The following is a 16,213-nucleotide window of genomic DNA, read 5'->3' as shown; positions in this document are numbered from 1 at the left end:
TAAAACCAATTGAAGGAGTGTTCACTTTGAATAAAAACGATAAAATGGTTGTTATGCTTGGATCGTCCTCAGCGATCTTATTATTGGGTAGTATGATGGAAACAGATGGATCTTTCTTTATGGAACTTGTAAGAGGAATTATTGTAGGCATGGGATTAGTGTTCTGTTGTGCGTCTTTGTGGAAGTATGGGAAGAGTAGGAGAGAACAAGCATAGATCTGGATAGAATAAGGTTGGAAAACCCTGATGTGATCAAGATATTTTGATCACGTCAGGGTTTTTGGTTTTTATAGTGTGAAACTTGGTAACAGCTGAGTGACGACATGCTGCGTTTGGAAGGTTAGACGCTCAACATCTGATTAACCGAAATCATTGTGAGTAACTCATTATAGTAATAGTTAAGATTTGTAAATCGTCCATCTGAGACTGAAATTTAAGAGAGCGTAAAATATGATGTGTAAATAGATAAATAGAAAAAGGAAGCTCTTTTCTTGTGGAATTAAGTCACCACAACAGAAATCACAGATAAGAGGACTTCCCTATGAATAGGATAACTTCCCTGTAAGTTGGTTGTGGAGATCTATTTTGCACAAAATGAACTTTTATAACCTCTGCAATCTCTTATCTATGAAAGGGGTGAGAGTATGAATGTAAGCCATCTTGTCAAACAAGCCCAAAAAGGCAACAAGGAAGCTTTATTACAACTAATTTTAGACGAACAGGACGCTTATTATCGTCTTGCATACAGCTACATGAGAAATGAGCATGACGCAATGGATGCAATGGCAGACATGATTGTTACTCTTTATGAAAAGCTGGATCAATTGCAAAAGGGCGAAGCATTCTACAGTTGGAGCAAGACCATTCTCGTCAACCGTTGCAAAACAATACTCCGCAACAAGAAACGATTTCTTCCACTGGAAGACGAGCGAGAATCAACACATGCTGCATTAACTGACGATAATCCATATCGTAATACGGAGTCTGAGATGAATATGCAGGTGCTGCTCTCTCATCTGAGTGTACGACAGCGGGAAGCGATCGAACTTCGGTACGTACATGATCTCCCCTATCAGACGATTGCGGACATGACCGATGCGCCGTTGGGCACAATCAAATCAAGAATTTCGCAAGGCATACAAAAGCTCAAATCTATGATTGGAGGTGATCGTTATGACAACGATCGAGGAGAGATTACAGGAGCACAAACAGAGCTTGAATATCGTACAGGCACCATCAGAACTTGAAGACAGACTTCGAAATGCGCTTGAGCATGTACCCACTAAGAAAAGAAATGTGAATAGAGCCATGATATGGGTTGCGTCATTAGCTGCAGCACTCCTTCTGGTTGTCGGAACTTATCAATATCCTGCATTTGCTTATTACGGAGGTAAGTTGTTTAATAAAATCAAGCTGAGCTCTCTAAGTTTTGCAGAAGTCGCGGAGCAAGGATACGGACAAACGGTCAACCAAAGTACAACACTTGATGACGGCACTGTTATTAGCATTAACGGAGTTATTGCGGATGATAATGGATTGTCACTGTATTACACGGTTGATCGACAAGCGGGGTCCGTGTTTGATGAGAAGGGTTCTATGCGTTATTCCGTGGATAAAATCCAAGGATTCTTAACTGATTCAATGCTAAGAAGTGGAGGCGGCAATCATAGCAAAGACGAGACCCACTTCGAGGGAGTGGACAAATTTGATCCGGTAAGTCCATTCACCAGGACATTAACCGTAACATTCAGTGTGTGGCTAGATAACGGAAAACGAGCTTTCTATCCAATTCAATTCAAGTATGAAGCCAATAAAGCGATGAAAAGTATTATTAAAGAGGATATTTCAAAATCCGTTCCTGTCGATCAGGGGACTGTCCACTATGACTCCATTACGGCTTCACCAACTTCAACCATCGTGAAGGGACATTATGAGATGGATTATGAGGGATTCCCGAGATTCATGGGTAAAACAAATCTTTATGTGAATGGATCAGAAGTGAAATCATGGGGATCGCGGGGTTTGGCTGAAAAGGGCATGGGATTTGAACTTGAATTTGATGTGCTTCCGACAGACAAGATAGAGAATGTTGAACTTGTACTCGAAAATTTCCCTGGTTATCAGAAAGTAGAAGAACCCATCTCCCTAGCCTCACCATCAGATCTATCCTTCAAAATTGGCAATGAAAAGGTATGGATTCGAAGCGTCACAAAAACCGATACAGGCTATGATATCGTGATTGCCAGGAACCAATTCACAGTATTGGAAACGGATAATTTATCCGTTCAAGCTGGTGGTATCGTAATTCCCGTATCATCCATTTCCTCGTCACGTCCGTGGGATCTGAAAAACGGTAATATCATGTGGGAGCAGACGTATTCTTTTAACACAATGGAGGAACCGAAATGGCTGCTACTGGACGGATTTAACTATATTAAAACTTACGACAAGACTATATCTATTCCTGTAGATAACAAAAAATAAAATCATACGCTTGTTACTATCGCTCAATATATTCATTTCAGAAACAAGGAGCAGTTTGCTTTTGTCGATTATCAACAATGAAAGAAAAGAACGCCAAAATAAAGAAAGACCTTGCTCTGATACACAAATGAGAGCGAGGTCTTTTTGATAGAATAATTGTTGGAGAACGAAGCTAGTTATTTACATTAAACAGTTTTGCGATAAAGACTGCTGCTTCAGCACGGGGTACAATTTGTTGAGGGAATGGGGGAGGGGCGTTCAAGGGGAGAATTGCCGTATGTTCAGCGAAACTGAGGAACTGCATATTGAAATTCCCTATAAGCGGGAGGTCGTAGCTTAAATTTCTCATTTCTTTGATGCACTAATTATCACTCATTCCTCTTACGACAAACATATACAAAAGTTGGAGGGAAAGTGTAAGGCAAAAACTCAATTTTCTCGATAAGTAGATGTTTAGCCCATTTTTTTTTTTTATGTGCAGTGAGTGCTGATAAGCAACTAAAATCCCGCCTGGTTTAAGTGACTTAACAATCTGATGGAGTATATGCTCTCGCATATCATTTGAAAAGTTGAAAAATGGTAATCCGCAAATAATACAATCTAACTCACGGATGCTTTCTTGATTCAATTTCTTGAGTAGGTAGCTGGCATTGGAATGGAAAATGCATTCTGGATAATTCGCCATCTGTGATTTGATGTGACGGGTGATAGCACCTGTACCAGCTCCAAGCTCTGCAACGGCGTTTACATTATGCCATTGTACAGACTGGACTATTTTGTTTGCTAATGATTGTGAACTAGGTAGAATATTTCCTGCCCGCTTTGGATCTTTGAGGAAGCCTTGTAAGAAAAGTACTCAGACATAATCAATTAACAATCCTCCGCCCTATAAAAATATCTCAGAATCCCTCTTCAAAAGGCAATTTCAGTTGAAATGTGAAGACATCATGAGTATGTTTAAGCATTAAAGTTCCCTCGTGTAACTCAGCAATATTCCTGGAAATAGAAAGGCCTAGACCTGCTCCAGTTTGAATTCCATCGTTTTTTCTTGAGTGGTCAACCTTGTAAAATCTGTCAAATAGACGTTTTTCTTGATCCTCAGAGATAGGAGTCCCTATATTTTCGATCTCAATGGTAATGTGCTCACCACGCGTTGACATTTTTATGACAATATTCCCTGGTTTCAAGGAATATTTTAAGGCGTTCATGAGAAGATTGTCGATGGCTCTGGCAATTTTATCACTGTCCACCAAGGCAACAACCGGTGAAGTACCGATATCTTTTATAAGATGCACGTTGTTTTCTTGAGCAATAGGTTCGAATTCAAATGATAGTTGATGCAAAAGCTCAGACAAATCGACTCTCTTTAGATTTAACTGGGAGTCCACTGAAGTCAGCCGGGTATATTCAAACAAGTCATCCAGCATCTTCTTCAAATGAATCGCTTTGTTATAGGTGTTTTGAACAAACCGCGAGTATTCTTTCTTATCTTGAAAAGATTCTGTTCTAAGAAGCTCAATATAGCCGATAATGCTTGTAAGTGGTGTACGCAAGTCATGTGATATCCCGGTGATCAGCTCCATCTTGGATCTTTCGACTTCACGTTCCTTTATAATCAGTTGTTCCAAACGTTCTGCCATTCGATTGATGTTTAAAGCCACACGTCCCAGTTCATCTTGCCGCTCAACAGGTACCCGGTAACTCAAATCACCTTCAGATATAATTTGAAGCCCTTGCTCCAGTGCAATTAAATCTTTGACGATTCGCCGGGTTAATATAAAAAATGTAATAACAAAAATAACTAAGAACATCGGTGTAAGAAGGTAGGCGAGAAAGTCGAACACCCATTCCAGGTTCGTTATATTACCAAGATGAAAGAATAAGATGCTAAGTGAAAAATTTATAGAACAAGTAATAATTAAACTGAGCACCATCCTGATTAAAATATTGGTCTGAATGCGTTTTTTTTGTCGTGGCTTTCGCACATATTTAGTCAATTTTATAGCCCACTCCCCAGACAGTCTTAATATACAGAGGTTCTCTTGGGTTTTTTTCTAATTTTTCTCTTAAATTACGAATATGGACCATTACGGTATTGTCAGAATACCCGTAAGGCTCTTTCCATACACTCTCGTAAATCTGCTCCGAACTAAAAACTTGCCCAGGCCGGCTTGCGAGTAGCGATAAAATCGCAAACTCTAGTGGAGTCAATGAAACATCGGTTCCGTTAACCTTCACGGAATGTTTATTTTTATCTATGATCAGGTCTTTAATAATAAGCAATGAATTGAATTCTTCCTTTCCAATTAAGGACTGACGCCGTAACTGAGCTTTTACACGAGCCAGTAGTTCCAGCGGATTAAAGGGTTTGATCATATAATCATCTGCCCCGGTAGTCAGACCTGTGATCTTATCAATGTCCTCCTGCTTGGCTGACAGCATAATAATTGGGGTATTGGATATTTCCCTTATTTTGAGACAAGCTGTGATACCATCCATTCGAGGCATCATGACATCCAGGATAACCAGTTGAATAGAAGTTGTTTGTATTACATTTATTGCTTCCTGACCATCTGCGGCTTCAAGCACATGGTAGCCTTCATTTCGTAAATAGACATGAATGACATCTCGAATTTCGGAATCATCATCCGCAACAAGGATTGTTTTCATTAACTACAACTCCTCTTCCTCAATTATTTATAATAGTATCCCTTTTGCGGCAGACGTAGACGAAAGCAGGGGGGAAATTAAATGGCACGTATCTTATTGTATCAATAATAAAATATTCGGAAAGTTGTTTCTTCATTTGAAGTGAATATTGAAATGCGATAAATAATCCTTCGGGTTTGAGCGATTGATAGATCTGTTCAACCAGGGTATTTCTCAATTCAGCCTCAAAGTTGAAAAAGGGCAGTCCGCTAAAAATACAATCCAAATGATGAATATGTGAATCTGTCATTGTTTCCAATAAACGGGCAGCATTTGGATAACAGGAAAAGTCAGGGTATTCTTTTTTTAGATTATCCCTCATAGTCTCATCCATCTCAAATAATAATACTTTCGTTGTTTTGTTTTTATTTACCTTACTGCTGATTGCACGAGTGATTGCACCTGTCCCAGATCCAAGCTCAGCAACGGCCTTCACTTCAGGCCATGGCGCTTGTTTAACCATGGAATCTGCGAGAAAACGGGAACTCGGTATAATACTGCCTACCCGTTTTGGATTATGAATAAAACTTCTTAAAAATAAAATGCTTTCATTGAAACTCATCAGATTTTCCTCCATTAATTCATGATCAGGTATTGAATAAGTTTGATCGGAAATGATCTCCGAAGAAAGTGCCTGCGGAGAAAAAGATCAAGGTCCAACCCAAAGCACTGGAATATGAAATAAGGGCGAATCGTTTATAGCTTGCTCCGCTCAGTCCCATTAACATGGGTATGATGTATCGTACAACTGGAATAAACATGCCTATATACATAGCAGTATTCCCTCGTTTTGTGAGAATCTGCTCTGCCCTTTGAAAATTTCTATTCTTCTGAAATTTGTTCTTCAGTTTTTGACCAAAGAATTTACCTGCAAAATAAGAAAGCGTAAAGGCAGTTAATAACCCTGATAAAACGCAGAAGTAAGTCAGCCACGGATTGATAACTCCCATATGGCTCAGAGTAGCTCCAGTGAGGATTGTAACTTCATTAGGGATTGGAATTCCAAAAGGGCCTAATGAGAAAGCAAGATAAAAAATCAGATATCCGTACTGATTGATTAGCTCTAGAATCATATTACTGACCAATATTCCGCCTCCTTTGCTTACTTCAGTACATAAATCTTAACTATAAATTCTGAGGAATTAGGTGTGGAAATTCTAAAGAAAACCTGAAGAAGTATTAATTAAGGTAATATAATTGATAGAATTCTCCAAGCCTTAGTCAGTTTTCTACATTCATTTATCTATAGAGGTTGTCTTAGAATGAGATAGTCCTATCAATAGGGGGCTAAATAATGAATGGAAGGAAAGTGATGCTTTTATATTTACTTCAAATTCTGTAGCCCGAACCATCCACGTTGTAATCTCTGCACGATTCAGCTGTTTTTCTGCTCTAAACGTGCCATCTGTATAATAATCAGAAGAAAACAATGTAGTACACATACAGAGGAGCAGATCCACTATACTTGACAACCCAACAATTTAGTATGTGTAATAGAAGCAATATAATGTGGCTATATATGGAGGTGAAGTCATGCCGAACATTCTAATTGTGGAAGATGATATAGCGTTGAACCATGGCATTGTTTTATCCTTGAAACAGGACAGTTTTGTATTTATACAGGCTTTCACTGTGAAGCAGGCAAGGGAATATTTAAATAATAGCCAAGTAGATTTGATAATTCTGGATGTTAATTTACCTGATGGCAATGGATTTGACCTCTGCCAAGAGATTCGCAAGAACTCAGCCGTACCTATTATTTTCTTAACTGCCAATGATCTAGAGCTGGATGTGGTGACCGGACTGGAGCTCGGCGGGGATGACTATATAACGAAACCCTTCAGTCTGATGATTCTAAGAGCTAGGGTATCTAGTATTTTGCGAAGAGCTACACAAAAGATAGTTGATCAGGTGATCATCGACGATTTTGTGTTTGATTTTGGAAATATGAAATTTTATAAACATAAGCAGGAGCTTGTACTTAGCAAAACGGAGCAAAGATTATTAAGAGTCTTAATCCTGAATAAGGGAACGATTCTTTCACGTGCTATTCTTGTAGATAAAATCTGGACTGAGGATTCGGAATATGTAGATGAGAATGCACTCTCTGTTACGGTCAATCGATTGAGAAATAAATTAGAGACGTACCCTTCAAAGCCCCAATACATTCAAATGGTGTATGGACTAGGGTATACATGGGCGGTGGAATAAGATCGACATAACCAATCTAATGTTGAGTGTTGTAGCTATTCTTGCTGTTCTATTCGCAGTACTCTCAATTCAGTATATGCGACGCAAAGAAAAAGCAACGTATCTAAGGATGAATGAGCTGTTAGATAGCGCAATAAACAACACTTTCTCTAGCTCCACGTATGATGAGACGATGTTATCTGCGTTAGAAAGTAAGCTGAGTCGGTTCTTGATAGTTTCTAAATCTTCTGAGCATAACACCGCAGAGGAACGGAATAGGATTAAAGCCTTGGTATCAGACATTTCACATCAGACGAAAACTCCGATCGCAAACATCATGCTGTATGCACAGCTTTTGCAGGAGCAGGGAGAGCTATCAGAACTGTCGAAGAATTGCGTGGATGAAATTACAATACAGTCAGAGAAACTGAGTTTTCTGATCCAAGCCCTAGTGAAAACGTCACGACTAGAGACAGGACTGATCAGTGTCAATCCAAGACAGTCATCAGTAGCAGAGCTATTATGGAATGCAGTGGAGGCTGTTACCACAAAGGTGAAAGAGAAAAATATGACTTTAAACGTATCATGCGCTGAGCATCTAAAGGCTCTTTTCGATCCTAAGTGGACTGAGGAAGCGATTTATAACATTTTAGATAATGGGGTCAAATATACCTCAACGGGAGGACATATTTCGATATCGGCAGTCGCATATGAGTTGTTCATTCGTATTGATATTGCAGACAATGGCATGGGGATTGAGGAACAGGATATGAACAAGATATTCCGAAGATTTTATCGCTCTGTGCATGTCAGTTCATATGAGGGTGTAGGGATTGGACTGTATCTTTCTAGAGAAATTATCTCAGCAGAGGGTGGATATATGAAGGTGAAATCAGAGATGGGGAAGGGAACGATATTCTCTGTATTTTTGCCAAGCGTTACGAAATAATTTGAAATCTTTCAATACTGTTAGATTCAAGAAAGGGCCTCGAAAGATTTGAGTGTTATAGTCTATACAGAACCTGTGTAGACTTTTTTGGATTCAAAGAAAGTGTAGGATTTAGCTCTATATTGTATTCTTATATTCTTTGGGGGAACGGATACTGTTCCTAATAGGATAGCGGAGAAGCAGGTTCTATTTGAATGGAGGTATGATCGAATGGTTATTCTGGAGACAAGAAACTTAACGAAGCTGTACGGTAGCGAGCCGAATTTGGTTAAGGCCTTAAATGGGGTTAATCTGAACATTCATAATGGAGAGTTTGTGGCAGTGGTCGGCACTTCTGGCAGTGGCAAATCAACCTTATTACATATGCTAGGTGGGTTGGACAGACCGACATCAGGCGATGTCATCATCAATGGTAAAGAAATATTCAGCTTGAAAGATCAAGAATTAACCATATTTAGAAGAAGAAACATTGGATTTATATTTCAAAGTTACAATCTAGTGCCTGTATTAAATGTATATGAGAATATCACATTGCCGATTGAGCTTGATGGTAACAAGGTGGACAAAGCCTATGTGGATACCATCATTGAAATTTTAGGACTAGAAAGCAAGCAAATGAATCTACCAGGACAACTCTCCGGTGGTCAACAACAGAGGGTAGCCATTGCACGTGCACTTGCTACTAAACCGGCTATTATTCTTGCGGACGAGCCTACAGGCAATCTCGACAGTAAGACTAGTCAGGATGTGCTAGGTCTAATTAAGGTATCTAGCCAGCAATTTAATCAGACGGTTGTGATGATAACTCATAATGAGGAGATTGCACAGTTGGCGGACCGCAGTATTCACATTGAAGATGGCGAAATCGTTGGCGGTGGGAAGGGATGATCAAAGTCGCTAACCACAAAGTCATCAATCGCTTGGCATTCAAAAGCTTTAAAGCGAACAAAACCAGGAACTGGATTGCGGTGATTGCCATTGCCCTTACCACAATTTTGTTCACCACATTGTTTACGATTAGTTTTGGCGTAGTGAATACCTTTCAAGAAGAAACGATGCGTCAATCAGGTGGCAGTGCTCAAGGAAGTCTGAAATACCTCACGGAAGAGCAGTACCAGAATATAAAGGATCATCCCCTGATCCGAGATATAGGTAGAACTGTCTTAGTGAATATGGCGGAAAATAAAGAATTCCTTAAACGTCATACCGAAATTGCCTATGCTGATGATGTAGCTATGAAGCTCGGTTTTACCACACCCACTACAGGTGAGCAACCCATCAAGGTCAATGAAATGATTGCGGATACAGTAACATTGGATTTACTGGGTATTCCTCATGAGATTGGGCAAAAGGTGACGTTAGAATATAGCATTAAGGGGGAAAAACGTTCTTATGACTTTGTATTATCAGGTTTTTATGAGGGTGACCCCGCCTTTTCGGTTGGCTTAATTTTCGTCTCTCGCTCCTTTATTGATGCAGAGCTTAGCAACATAGAGCCGAACTATAATAAAGACTTTGATTCTACGGGTACGATCCGCGCAGATATTATGTTTAGTAATAGCTTGAATATCGAGCAGAATATACAAAAGGTCATTACAGACAGCGGATATAGCCTGAATGAGGCTGATAGTAATTATGTTGCTTACGGTATTAACTGGGCTTATATGTCCACAAGTTTTGGCTGGGATCTTTCAACGGTCATCGGTGTCTTGATCGGAGCGAGTCTAATTATTCTTACAGGTTATCTGATCATCTACAATATCTTTCAGATATCTGTCATTAAAGATATTCGTTTCTACGGTCTATTAAAAACCATCGGTACCACACCTAAGCAGATAAAACGAATTATTCATAGACAGGCACTGATACTTTCCGTTATAGGTATCCCCATGGGAGTGATCTTCGGATATGTGCTAGGAAATACGCTTCTTCCTTTAGTAGTGAATGTATCTAGCTATAGTGGAAAGACCAGCACTTCAGCAAATCCGATGATATTTATCGGCTCCGTTATTTTTTCGCTCATCACCGTATATATCAGTTGTCGGAAGCCAGGAAAGATCGCTGGAAAGGTCTCGCCTGTAGAGGCGGTACGATTCAGCGGCATATCACAAAAGAGCCAACGTGCTACTAAGAAATCTACCGATGGCGGAAAGCTGTATAAGATGGCTCTTTCAAACTTGGGGAGAAATAGAAAAAGAACGATTATTGTAGTGATCTCTATGTCGCTCAGTTTAATTCTACTCAATTCAGTGTTCACGATCTCTAAAGGCTTTGACATGGATAAATTTATTAGTAAATTTGTGAAAACGGACTTTCTGATCGGTCATGCTAACTATTTCAACACCTTGAATGGTTTTAGGTCAGAAGATGATGCTCTTAGCGACAGTTTTATTAAAGAGGTAAGTAAGAAAGAGGGCTTTGAAGATGGGGGAAGACTGTATTACAATCTCCATGAAGGAACTATAGTAGACAATAATAAAGAGCAGTTTCTACAGTTGTTTGGGTTGGAAGACTTCCCTCTCCATCAACTCGAAATTGTGGAGGGGGAGTTAGATGACAACAAACTCCAATCAGGCAAGTACATCATTGAAGGATTATCTGATGATGATCACGGCAATATTTATTGGGACAGATCGCACTATGCTATTGGTGATAAGGTGAAGATAACCACCGAAAGCGGTACCCATGAGTATGAGGTCTTGGCAAAAACTAGAATGGGCTACAATAACCATGTACGATTCTGGGGAGGGTATGGGTTCTATCTTCCAGCGAAGGAGTTCGCTGCGATCGTGCCTAACCCAACGGTTATGAGTTATCAGTTCAATGTGGATGATGCCCATGTTTCCGAGATGAATGAATTTGTTAAGGGCTATACGGAACATGTGGAACCTGCTATGGATTATGAATCGAAAGGCGCATATGAGGGCGAATTTATTAAAATGCAGACTATGCTATTGACGGTAGGCGGCGTATTGAGCGTAATTATTGGCTTAATTGGTATTCTCAACTTTATCAATTCGATGCTAACCAGTATTATTGCTAGACGACAGGAATTTGCTATGCTTCAGAGCATTGGCATGACGGATAAGCAGTTAAACAAACTTCTGATTTTTGAAGGTCTCTTTTATGCATTAGCTACAATACTCATATCATTGCTGTTGGGAGTTCTGTTCTCCTATTTCATTATTAATGGTATCGCAAGTCATTTGTGGTTCTTTAGCTATACTTTCGTAATTGCGCCGCTTCTATTGTCCTATCCCATATTACTCATTCTGTCAGTTATGATCCCCTTTGTTGTCTACCGTGGCGTGAACAAGCGAACGATTGTGGAGAGATTGAGGGAGACTGAATAGGCTGTATTCTTTATGATTTGATAAATTAGGAAAACGAGAAACTAATTTGAAATTTTATCGTCTATACTTTTGGGATTATTTAGTTGGTTTACTAGCGGGGATAAGCTTATGGTAAACGACGAATAGATGACTTTTTGAAAACTGATGATAAAGGGGCTATGGAAATGATAAAAAAGTGGGGGTTAGCCTTACTCATTCTATGTACTACAGTCACCATTTCCGGCACAAGCTTGGCAGCTTCTAACATGGCACAAATTGAAGTCTCTAAGACGTCTTTGGATTATAGTCATGTTCGGCCTATAAGTGATGGGGCTTTTCATAATGGTTTGTTATTCGCTGAACAGAAGGATGGCACGCTTGTCTACTATAACACCGCAGGGGATAAGGCTTTTACTCTTCCTACGGATATTGAACCTTTAAGCGATTTTTATGAGCAGCGAGCGTTGGTGAGAAATAAAACAACAAAACTCATGGGCTATGTGAATACCAAAGGTAAGCTGGCGATTCCGTGCCAGTATGCATCGGCTGGTTATTTCTCCGAAGGTGTAGCCCATGTTACGATGGCCGATTCTAATGACGAGGCTTTGATTGATCGGACAGGGGAAATTGTCACGCGATTAACTACAACGTATAGTTCTGAGTATTATTTCACCAACGGTCTAGCCGTGGCATACGCTCCGAAAGATAGCAAGATCGGATTCATCAATACTTCTGGCGAACTAGCTATTAATTATAAATATGCCTTTTCCCGTGGATTCTCCGAAGGATTAGCCCTTGTTCAGAATAATAAAGGATTATATGGGTATATCAACACAACGGGCACGACAGTGATTCCCTTTCAATATCAATCCGCGGGGGATTTCTCTGAAGGATGGGCACCCGTACAGAATGCCAAAGGCAAATGGGGATTTATTAATAAACGGGGCAAGGTCGTTATTCCTTTTAAGTATGAACAAGCGGCTGGTTTCACTGAGGGATTAGCGATCGTGTACAATGCGGATAGTAAAGTTGGGTTTATCAATCAAAAGGGAAAATTGGTTATTGGTTATCAGAAATATACTAGGGCATTTCCATTCAAAGAAGGAATCGCTCTAGTGGGGATAGGAACGAACTCTGACAGCAAGTTTGGCTATATCAATCGCCAAGGTAAGTTACTGACTAAGCTTGAATATGAGTCCGCATCTTCATCCTTTAATGATGGCTATGCGGTAGCATTGAAGGAATTAGGTACGGGGTTCATCCTGACCAAGGTTTCTGCTTCTAAATAATAGTAACTCGAAAAAAGCTGAACAACACTTTGAAGTAAAGGTGTTGTTCAGCTTTTTTCGAGTTACTACCTTAGATGTTTATAACATAAACAATAATATAAATGCGCTTAACAAGAAACAATACCATGAGAAATATTTAAGTTGACCACGTTCCATAATCCCCATGAACCATTTCATTGAGAAGTAGGAAGCTACTAATGAAATGACAAAGGCTAGGGCATAAGGAAGCGCTAATGTTCCCAGATCGGGATCATGTAACAGGTTCGAACCTTCAAGAATCATACCGCCAATACTTATAGGGATATATAAGAAGAATGAAAATTTCAATGCGGTAGACTGTTTTAATCCAAGTCCCATACCCGCTACAATGGTAGCTCCGGATCGACTAACTCCCGGAATTAATGCAACAGTTTGGGCAAGTCCAATGATGATAGCATCTTTAAGTCTAAGCCCTGCCTCATTCTTTCGCCCACGTAAATTGCGGATCAACCATAAGGCAATCCCCGTAAGGAAGAGGGCTATAGCTATCGTTACTAATCCTTTTAAGGTCTCCCCGATCCAATCGTTAAATAGGAAGCCAATGAGTCCAGCAGGGATCGTTGCAATCACAAGGTACAGAATGAAATGGAAATCTTTTTTGTATTGTTCATCACGACCGGTGACGTACAGAAATCCATGTTTAATGAGTTGAATTAGATCATTCTTGTATATGAGTAGAATGGCGAGTAGAGAAGCAAAATTGACAAGAACCTCAAAGCTAAGTCCTTCAATCTCTAATCCAAAAAGCTTTTGCACAATAATGACATGTGCACTGGAAGAGACAGGGATCGGTTCTGTAACACCTTGTACTAAGCCCAAGAAGGCATATTTAAGCAATGTTATGAAATCAGTCATCGTTGTACAACACCTCGTTAATGAAGATTGTGGAGAAACACCATACCATGGACATACCGACGAGAGAGAGACTGGAAGCAGGATGTGTGAACAGAGGTTAAGGCTACATGGATCGCTGTTTGAAGTGTTTCCCTCTGTTCGTCAGAGAGCTCTGGTTTATGTGCAACATAATCTTTGGCGGCCTCATTAATCATCTGATCCCACTTGTAGACGAAATCTGTCCGATCACCTATGTAATTGCGGTAACGGACATCAAGCTCCTCGAACAACTCAGCATAGGAGGAATAGAAATCAAGGGGGTGAATCAGAAGTAAGTCTTGTTGATCCTGACCTTGAAATACAATTTGGAAAAATTTACGCATCGTGTCGTAATCCAGTGTCGATCTAAGATCCTCAATGATGAAGAAAAGAGCGACTTGTTGTAAGGAATACTTCTTACCTTCCTCCGCATGTCCAATAAAATCTTTGAAATCTCGTTTCACCCAGTTCTGAACGGAGGTAATAGAGAAATAGGTGTACTCAATTTGAGATCCTAGGGACACAATATCATGAAGAGAAAAGGCGGGATGGGTATCTGCCTTGATCATCTTTTCTATAATGGGCGGAAGTGAGGTTGAGATGAAGGCAGACATGGATGTACCTTGTGCAAATTCTTGTTGGTGATTGGTTCTCCAGATATCTTGAATAACCGTTCGTGGAGAGTTCGGTGCACCTGCTTGTAAAGAAAGCAATAAGTTGGCCATATCTTTGCGTGTAAACGTTAAAGTTTCCATAGAGACACCTTTCTATAATGACTAGTTCATCAGAACTTATCATAAAATGATTATGCGGTTGTGTCAAAAGGATATATAGAAAGAGAATGCGGCTGCTTGTTTCATAGGTGGGGTGTAATCGTCGAATTTAGCCTCATATGAACGCTATAGCCATTTGATATGTAGAGTATAACACAATATAATAAGTTCATAAGAACTACTTTATAGAACAACTCAACTATTATAAGAAGGAGCTTGATATGTTACTGAATTTATTTCTTGTTGCTTTACTGATTGTACTCACCGCGTTCTTTGTGGCTACGGAGTTCGCAGTCATCAAACTTCGCCCAAGCCGAGTGGATCAAATGGTTACAGAAGGAAGAAAGAATGCTTTAGCTGTAAAGACAGTAACAAGTAATTTAGATGGATATTTATCGGCCTGTCAGTTGGGTATTACGATTACTGCCCTGGGACTTGGTTGGTTGGGTGAGCCGACAGTAGAGAAGATTCTGTTCCCTCTATTCGAACAACTTGGAATTGGTGAAAGTACGGGACACCTTCTTTCCTTTATTATTGCATTCGTATCTATCACATTTCTCCATGTCGTGATTGGTGAGCTTGCACCCAAGACACTAGCCATTCAGAAGGCAGAGCAGATCGCAGTGATTACGGCCCCTATTATTATAGTGTTTAACAAGGTTATGTATCCTTTCATATGGGTATTAAACGGTTCCGCCAATGGATTAGTAAGAATGTTCGGTATTATGCCTGCTAGTGAACATGAGGAAGCCCATTCGGAAGAAGAAATTCGTATTATTCTCTCGGAGAGTTATGAAAGTGGTAAAATTAATCAGACTGAATTCGGATACGTAGATCGGATCTTTACTTTTGATGAATTACTTGCGAAAGAGATCATGGTACCCCGTACGGATATGGTATGTTTGGATGCCAATCAGACACTTGCGGAGAATATAGCCGTTATCAAAATAGAGCAATATACACGTTTTCTAGTTACTAAAGGAAGTAAGGATAACATTATTGGTTTTGTGAATACGAAAAAGTTCTTCTTGAACTATGATAACAATCCAGACTTCGATTTTAACGCATTGATCCAACCTGTCCTGACGGTCTCTGAGACGTTGCCTATTAAATCATTGCTATTGAGAATGCAACAAGAACAGGTTCACATTGCACTTCTAGTAGATGAATATGGGGGTACCTCAGGATTGATCACAATCGAAGATATTCTAGAAGAAATTGTCGGAGAAATTCGGGATGAATTTGATACAGATGAGAAGAAGCCGATCGAAATATGCGGTGAAGATCGATACCTAGTCCAAGGCAATACTTCGATTGACGAATTAAATCAGATGCTTGGTATAACCATTGAACATAGTGATGTGGATTCCATTGGGGGATGGTTATATAGCAGACGACCCGAGCTTGAGAAAGGTGTAGAGTGGCGCTATGGTCAGATTACCTTCATCATTCGGGAGAAGGAGAAACATCGGGTTCGCAAAGTTGAGATTATTCGTCACCAAGATGAAGTAATGCAGGAACAACTATAAAATTGATATGAAGGGAGCCTCTATGGGGCTCTCTTTTTTTAATGCAT

General features: G+C 39.9%; 15 protein-coding genes. 9 read left to right on the top strand and 6 right to left on the bottom strand.

Annotated features, from left to right (window positions below):
* Positions 1 to 26 precede the first annotated feature (26 nt).
* From J2T13_RS07270 to J2T13_RS07260, 3 genes are all read left to right on the top strand, one after another.
* Positions 27 to 215 (top strand): hypothetical protein, encoded by a 189-nt coding sequence (locus J2T13_RS07270; RefSeq protein WP_429369763.1) that lies wholly within the window; start codon positions 27 to 29, stop codon positions 213 to 215.
* A 428-nt stretch (positions 216 to 643) separates the two neighbouring features.
* Complete coding sequence (locus J2T13_RS07265; RefSeq protein WP_429369761.1) at positions 644 to 1,246, top strand: RNA polymerase sigma factor; 603 nt, start codon at positions 644 to 646, stop codon at positions 1,244 to 1,246.
* A complete protein-coding gene (locus J2T13_RS07260) occupies positions 1,173 to 2,483 on the top strand; it encodes a DUF4179 domain-containing protein (protein ID WP_429369759.1) in 1,311 nt (436 codons plus the stop codon). Before J2T13_RS07265 ends, J2T13_RS07260 begins: the two co-directional genes overlap by 74 nt.
* An 899-nt stretch (positions 2,484 to 3,382) precedes the next feature.
* Here J2T13_RS07260 and J2T13_RS07255 read toward each other — a convergent pair.
* The 4 genes from J2T13_RS07255 to J2T13_RS07240 are packed head-to-tail and all read right to left on the bottom strand — an operon-like array spanning position 3,383 to position 6,277.
* Positions 3,383 to 4,480 (bottom strand): sensor histidine kinase, encoded by a 1,098-nt coding sequence (locus J2T13_RS07255; protein ID WP_429369757.1) that lies wholly within the window; start codon positions 4,478 to 4,480, stop codon positions 3,383 to 3,385.
* Positions 4,473 to 5,153: a response regulator gene (locus tag J2T13_RS07250; RefSeq protein ID WP_429369755.1), complete on the bottom strand. Its 681-nt coding sequence runs from the start codon at positions 5,151 to 5,153 to the stop codon at positions 4,473 to 4,475. The genes J2T13_RS07255 and J2T13_RS07250 overlap by 8 nt, the downstream gene beginning before the upstream one ends.
* 19 nt (positions 5,154 to 5,172) lie before the next feature.
* Complete coding sequence (locus J2T13_RS07245) at positions 5,173 to 5,754, bottom strand: class I SAM-dependent methyltransferase (protein WP_429369754.1); 582 nt, start codon at positions 5,752 to 5,754, stop codon at positions 5,173 to 5,175.
* A gap of 25 nt (positions 5,755 to 5,779) precedes the next feature.
* Positions 5,780 to 6,277, bottom strand: a complete 498-nt coding sequence (locus J2T13_RS07240) for a DedA family protein (RefSeq protein ID WP_429369753.1) — start codon at positions 6,275 to 6,277, stop codon at positions 5,780 to 5,782.
* A 448-nt stretch (positions 6,278 to 6,725) separates the two neighbouring features.
* Here J2T13_RS07240 and J2T13_RS07235 point away from each other — a divergent pair, with 448 nt between their 5' ends.
* The 5 genes from J2T13_RS07235 to J2T13_RS07215 all read left to right on the top strand — a co-directional run bounded on the left by J2T13_RS07235 (position 6,726) and on the right by J2T13_RS07215 (position 12,952).
* A complete protein-coding gene (locus J2T13_RS07235) occupies positions 6,726 to 7,403 on the top strand; it encodes a response regulator transcription factor (protein ID WP_429369751.1) in 678 nt (225 codons plus the stop codon).
* Positions 7,404 to 7,422: 19 nt separating this feature from the next.
* Positions 7,423 to 8,331: a sensor histidine kinase gene (locus J2T13_RS07230; protein WP_429369749.1), complete on the top strand. Its 909-nt coding sequence runs from the start codon at positions 7,423 to 7,425 to the stop codon at positions 8,329 to 8,331.
* A 210-nt stretch (positions 8,332 to 8,541) separates the two neighbouring features.
* Positions 8,542 to 9,219 (top strand): ABC transporter ATP-binding protein, encoded by a 678-nt coding sequence (locus J2T13_RS07225; RefSeq protein WP_429369747.1) that lies wholly within the window; start codon positions 8,542 to 8,544, stop codon positions 9,217 to 9,219.
* Positions 9,216 to 11,684 carry an ABC transporter permease gene (locus tag J2T13_RS07220; protein ID WP_429369745.1) on the top strand — a complete coding sequence of 823 codons (2,469 nt, stop codon included), beginning with the start codon at positions 9,216 to 9,218 and terminating at the stop codon, positions 11,682 to 11,684. Before J2T13_RS07225 ends, J2T13_RS07220 begins: the two co-directional genes overlap by 4 nt.
* A 164-nt stretch (positions 11,685 to 11,848) precedes the next feature.
* Positions 11,849 to 12,952: a WG repeat-containing protein gene (locus J2T13_RS07215; RefSeq protein WP_429369743.1), complete on the top strand. Its 1,104-nt coding sequence runs from the start codon at positions 11,849 to 11,851 to the stop codon at positions 12,950 to 12,952.
* Positions 12,953 to 13,030: 78 nt separating this feature from the next.
* Here J2T13_RS07215 and J2T13_RS07210 read toward each other — a convergent pair whose 3' ends face one another.
* Together J2T13_RS07210 and J2T13_RS07205 are read right to left on the bottom strand one after the other, a co-directional pair.
* Positions 13,031 to 13,846, bottom strand: a complete 816-nt coding sequence (locus tag J2T13_RS07210) for an undecaprenyl-diphosphate phosphatase (RefSeq protein ID WP_429369742.1) — start codon at positions 13,844 to 13,846, stop codon at positions 13,031 to 13,033.
* Between the two features lie 17 nt (positions 13,847 to 13,863).
* Positions 13,864 to 14,619 (bottom strand): DUF1836 domain-containing protein, encoded by a 756-nt coding sequence (locus tag J2T13_RS07205; protein ID WP_429369740.1) that lies wholly within the window; start codon positions 14,617 to 14,619, stop codon positions 13,864 to 13,866.
* A gap of 239 nt (positions 14,620 to 14,858) precedes the next feature.
* Here J2T13_RS07205 and J2T13_RS07200 point away from each other — a divergent pair, with 239 nt between their 5' ends.
* Positions 14,859 to 16,166 (top strand): hemolysin family protein, encoded by a 1,308-nt coding sequence (locus J2T13_RS07200; RefSeq protein WP_429369738.1) that lies wholly within the window; start codon positions 14,859 to 14,861, stop codon positions 16,164 to 16,166.
* The last annotated feature ends 47 nt before the right edge of the window (positions 16,167 to 16,213 follow it).

This window comes from Paenibacillus sp. DS2015 (assembly GCF_050433705.1).
Lineage (GTDB): Bacteria > Bacillota > Bacilli > Paenibacillales > Paenibacillaceae > Paenibacillus_AQ.
This window is presented reverse-complemented; position numbering and strand designations above follow the sequence as displayed.

Excerpts from the sequence above, each read along its gene's own strand:
- J2T13_RS07200 (WP_429369738.1), top strand. The coding sequence starts at position 14,859 with ATGTTACTGAATTTATTTCTTGTTGCTTTACTGATTGTACTCACCGCG.
- J2T13_RS07245 (WP_429369754.1), bottom strand. The coding sequence starts at position 5,754 with ATGAGTTTCAATGAAAGCATTTTATTTTTAAGAAGTTTTATTCATAAT.
- J2T13_RS07205 (WP_429369740.1), bottom strand. The coding sequence starts at position 14,619 with ATGGAAACTTTAACGTTTACACGCAAAGATATGGCCAACTTATTGCTT.
- J2T13_RS07225 (WP_429369747.1), top strand. The coding sequence starts at position 8,542 with ATGGTTATTCTGGAGACAAGAAACTTAACGAAGCTGTACGGTAGCGAG.
- J2T13_RS07235 (WP_429369751.1), top strand. The coding sequence starts at position 6,726 with ATGCCGAACATTCTAATTGTGGAAGATGATATAGCGTTGAACCATGGC.
- J2T13_RS07250 (WP_429369755.1), bottom strand. The coding sequence starts at position 5,153 with ATGAAAACAATCCTTGTTGCGGATGATGATTCCGAAATTCGAGATGTC.
- J2T13_RS07260 (WP_429369759.1), top strand. The coding sequence starts at position 1,173 with ATGACAACGATCGAGGAGAGATTACAGGAGCACAAACAGAGCTTGAAT.
- J2T13_RS07220 (WP_429369745.1), top strand. The coding sequence starts at position 9,216 with ATGATCAAAGTCGCTAACCACAAAGTCATCAATCGCTTGGCATTCAAA.
- J2T13_RS07265 (WP_429369761.1), top strand. The coding sequence starts at position 644 with ATGAATGTAAGCCATCTTGTCAAACAAGCCCAAAAAGGCAACAAGGAA.
- J2T13_RS07230 (WP_429369749.1), top strand. The coding sequence starts at position 7,423 with ATGTTGAGTGTTGTAGCTATTCTTGCTGTTCTATTCGCAGTACTCTCA.
- J2T13_RS07210 (WP_429369742.1), bottom strand. The coding sequence starts at position 13,846 with ATGACTGATTTCATAACATTGCTTAAATATGCCTTCTTGGGCTTAGTA.
- J2T13_RS07215 (WP_429369743.1), top strand. The coding sequence starts at position 11,849 with ATGATAAAAAAGTGGGGGTTAGCCTTACTCATTCTATGTACTACAGTC.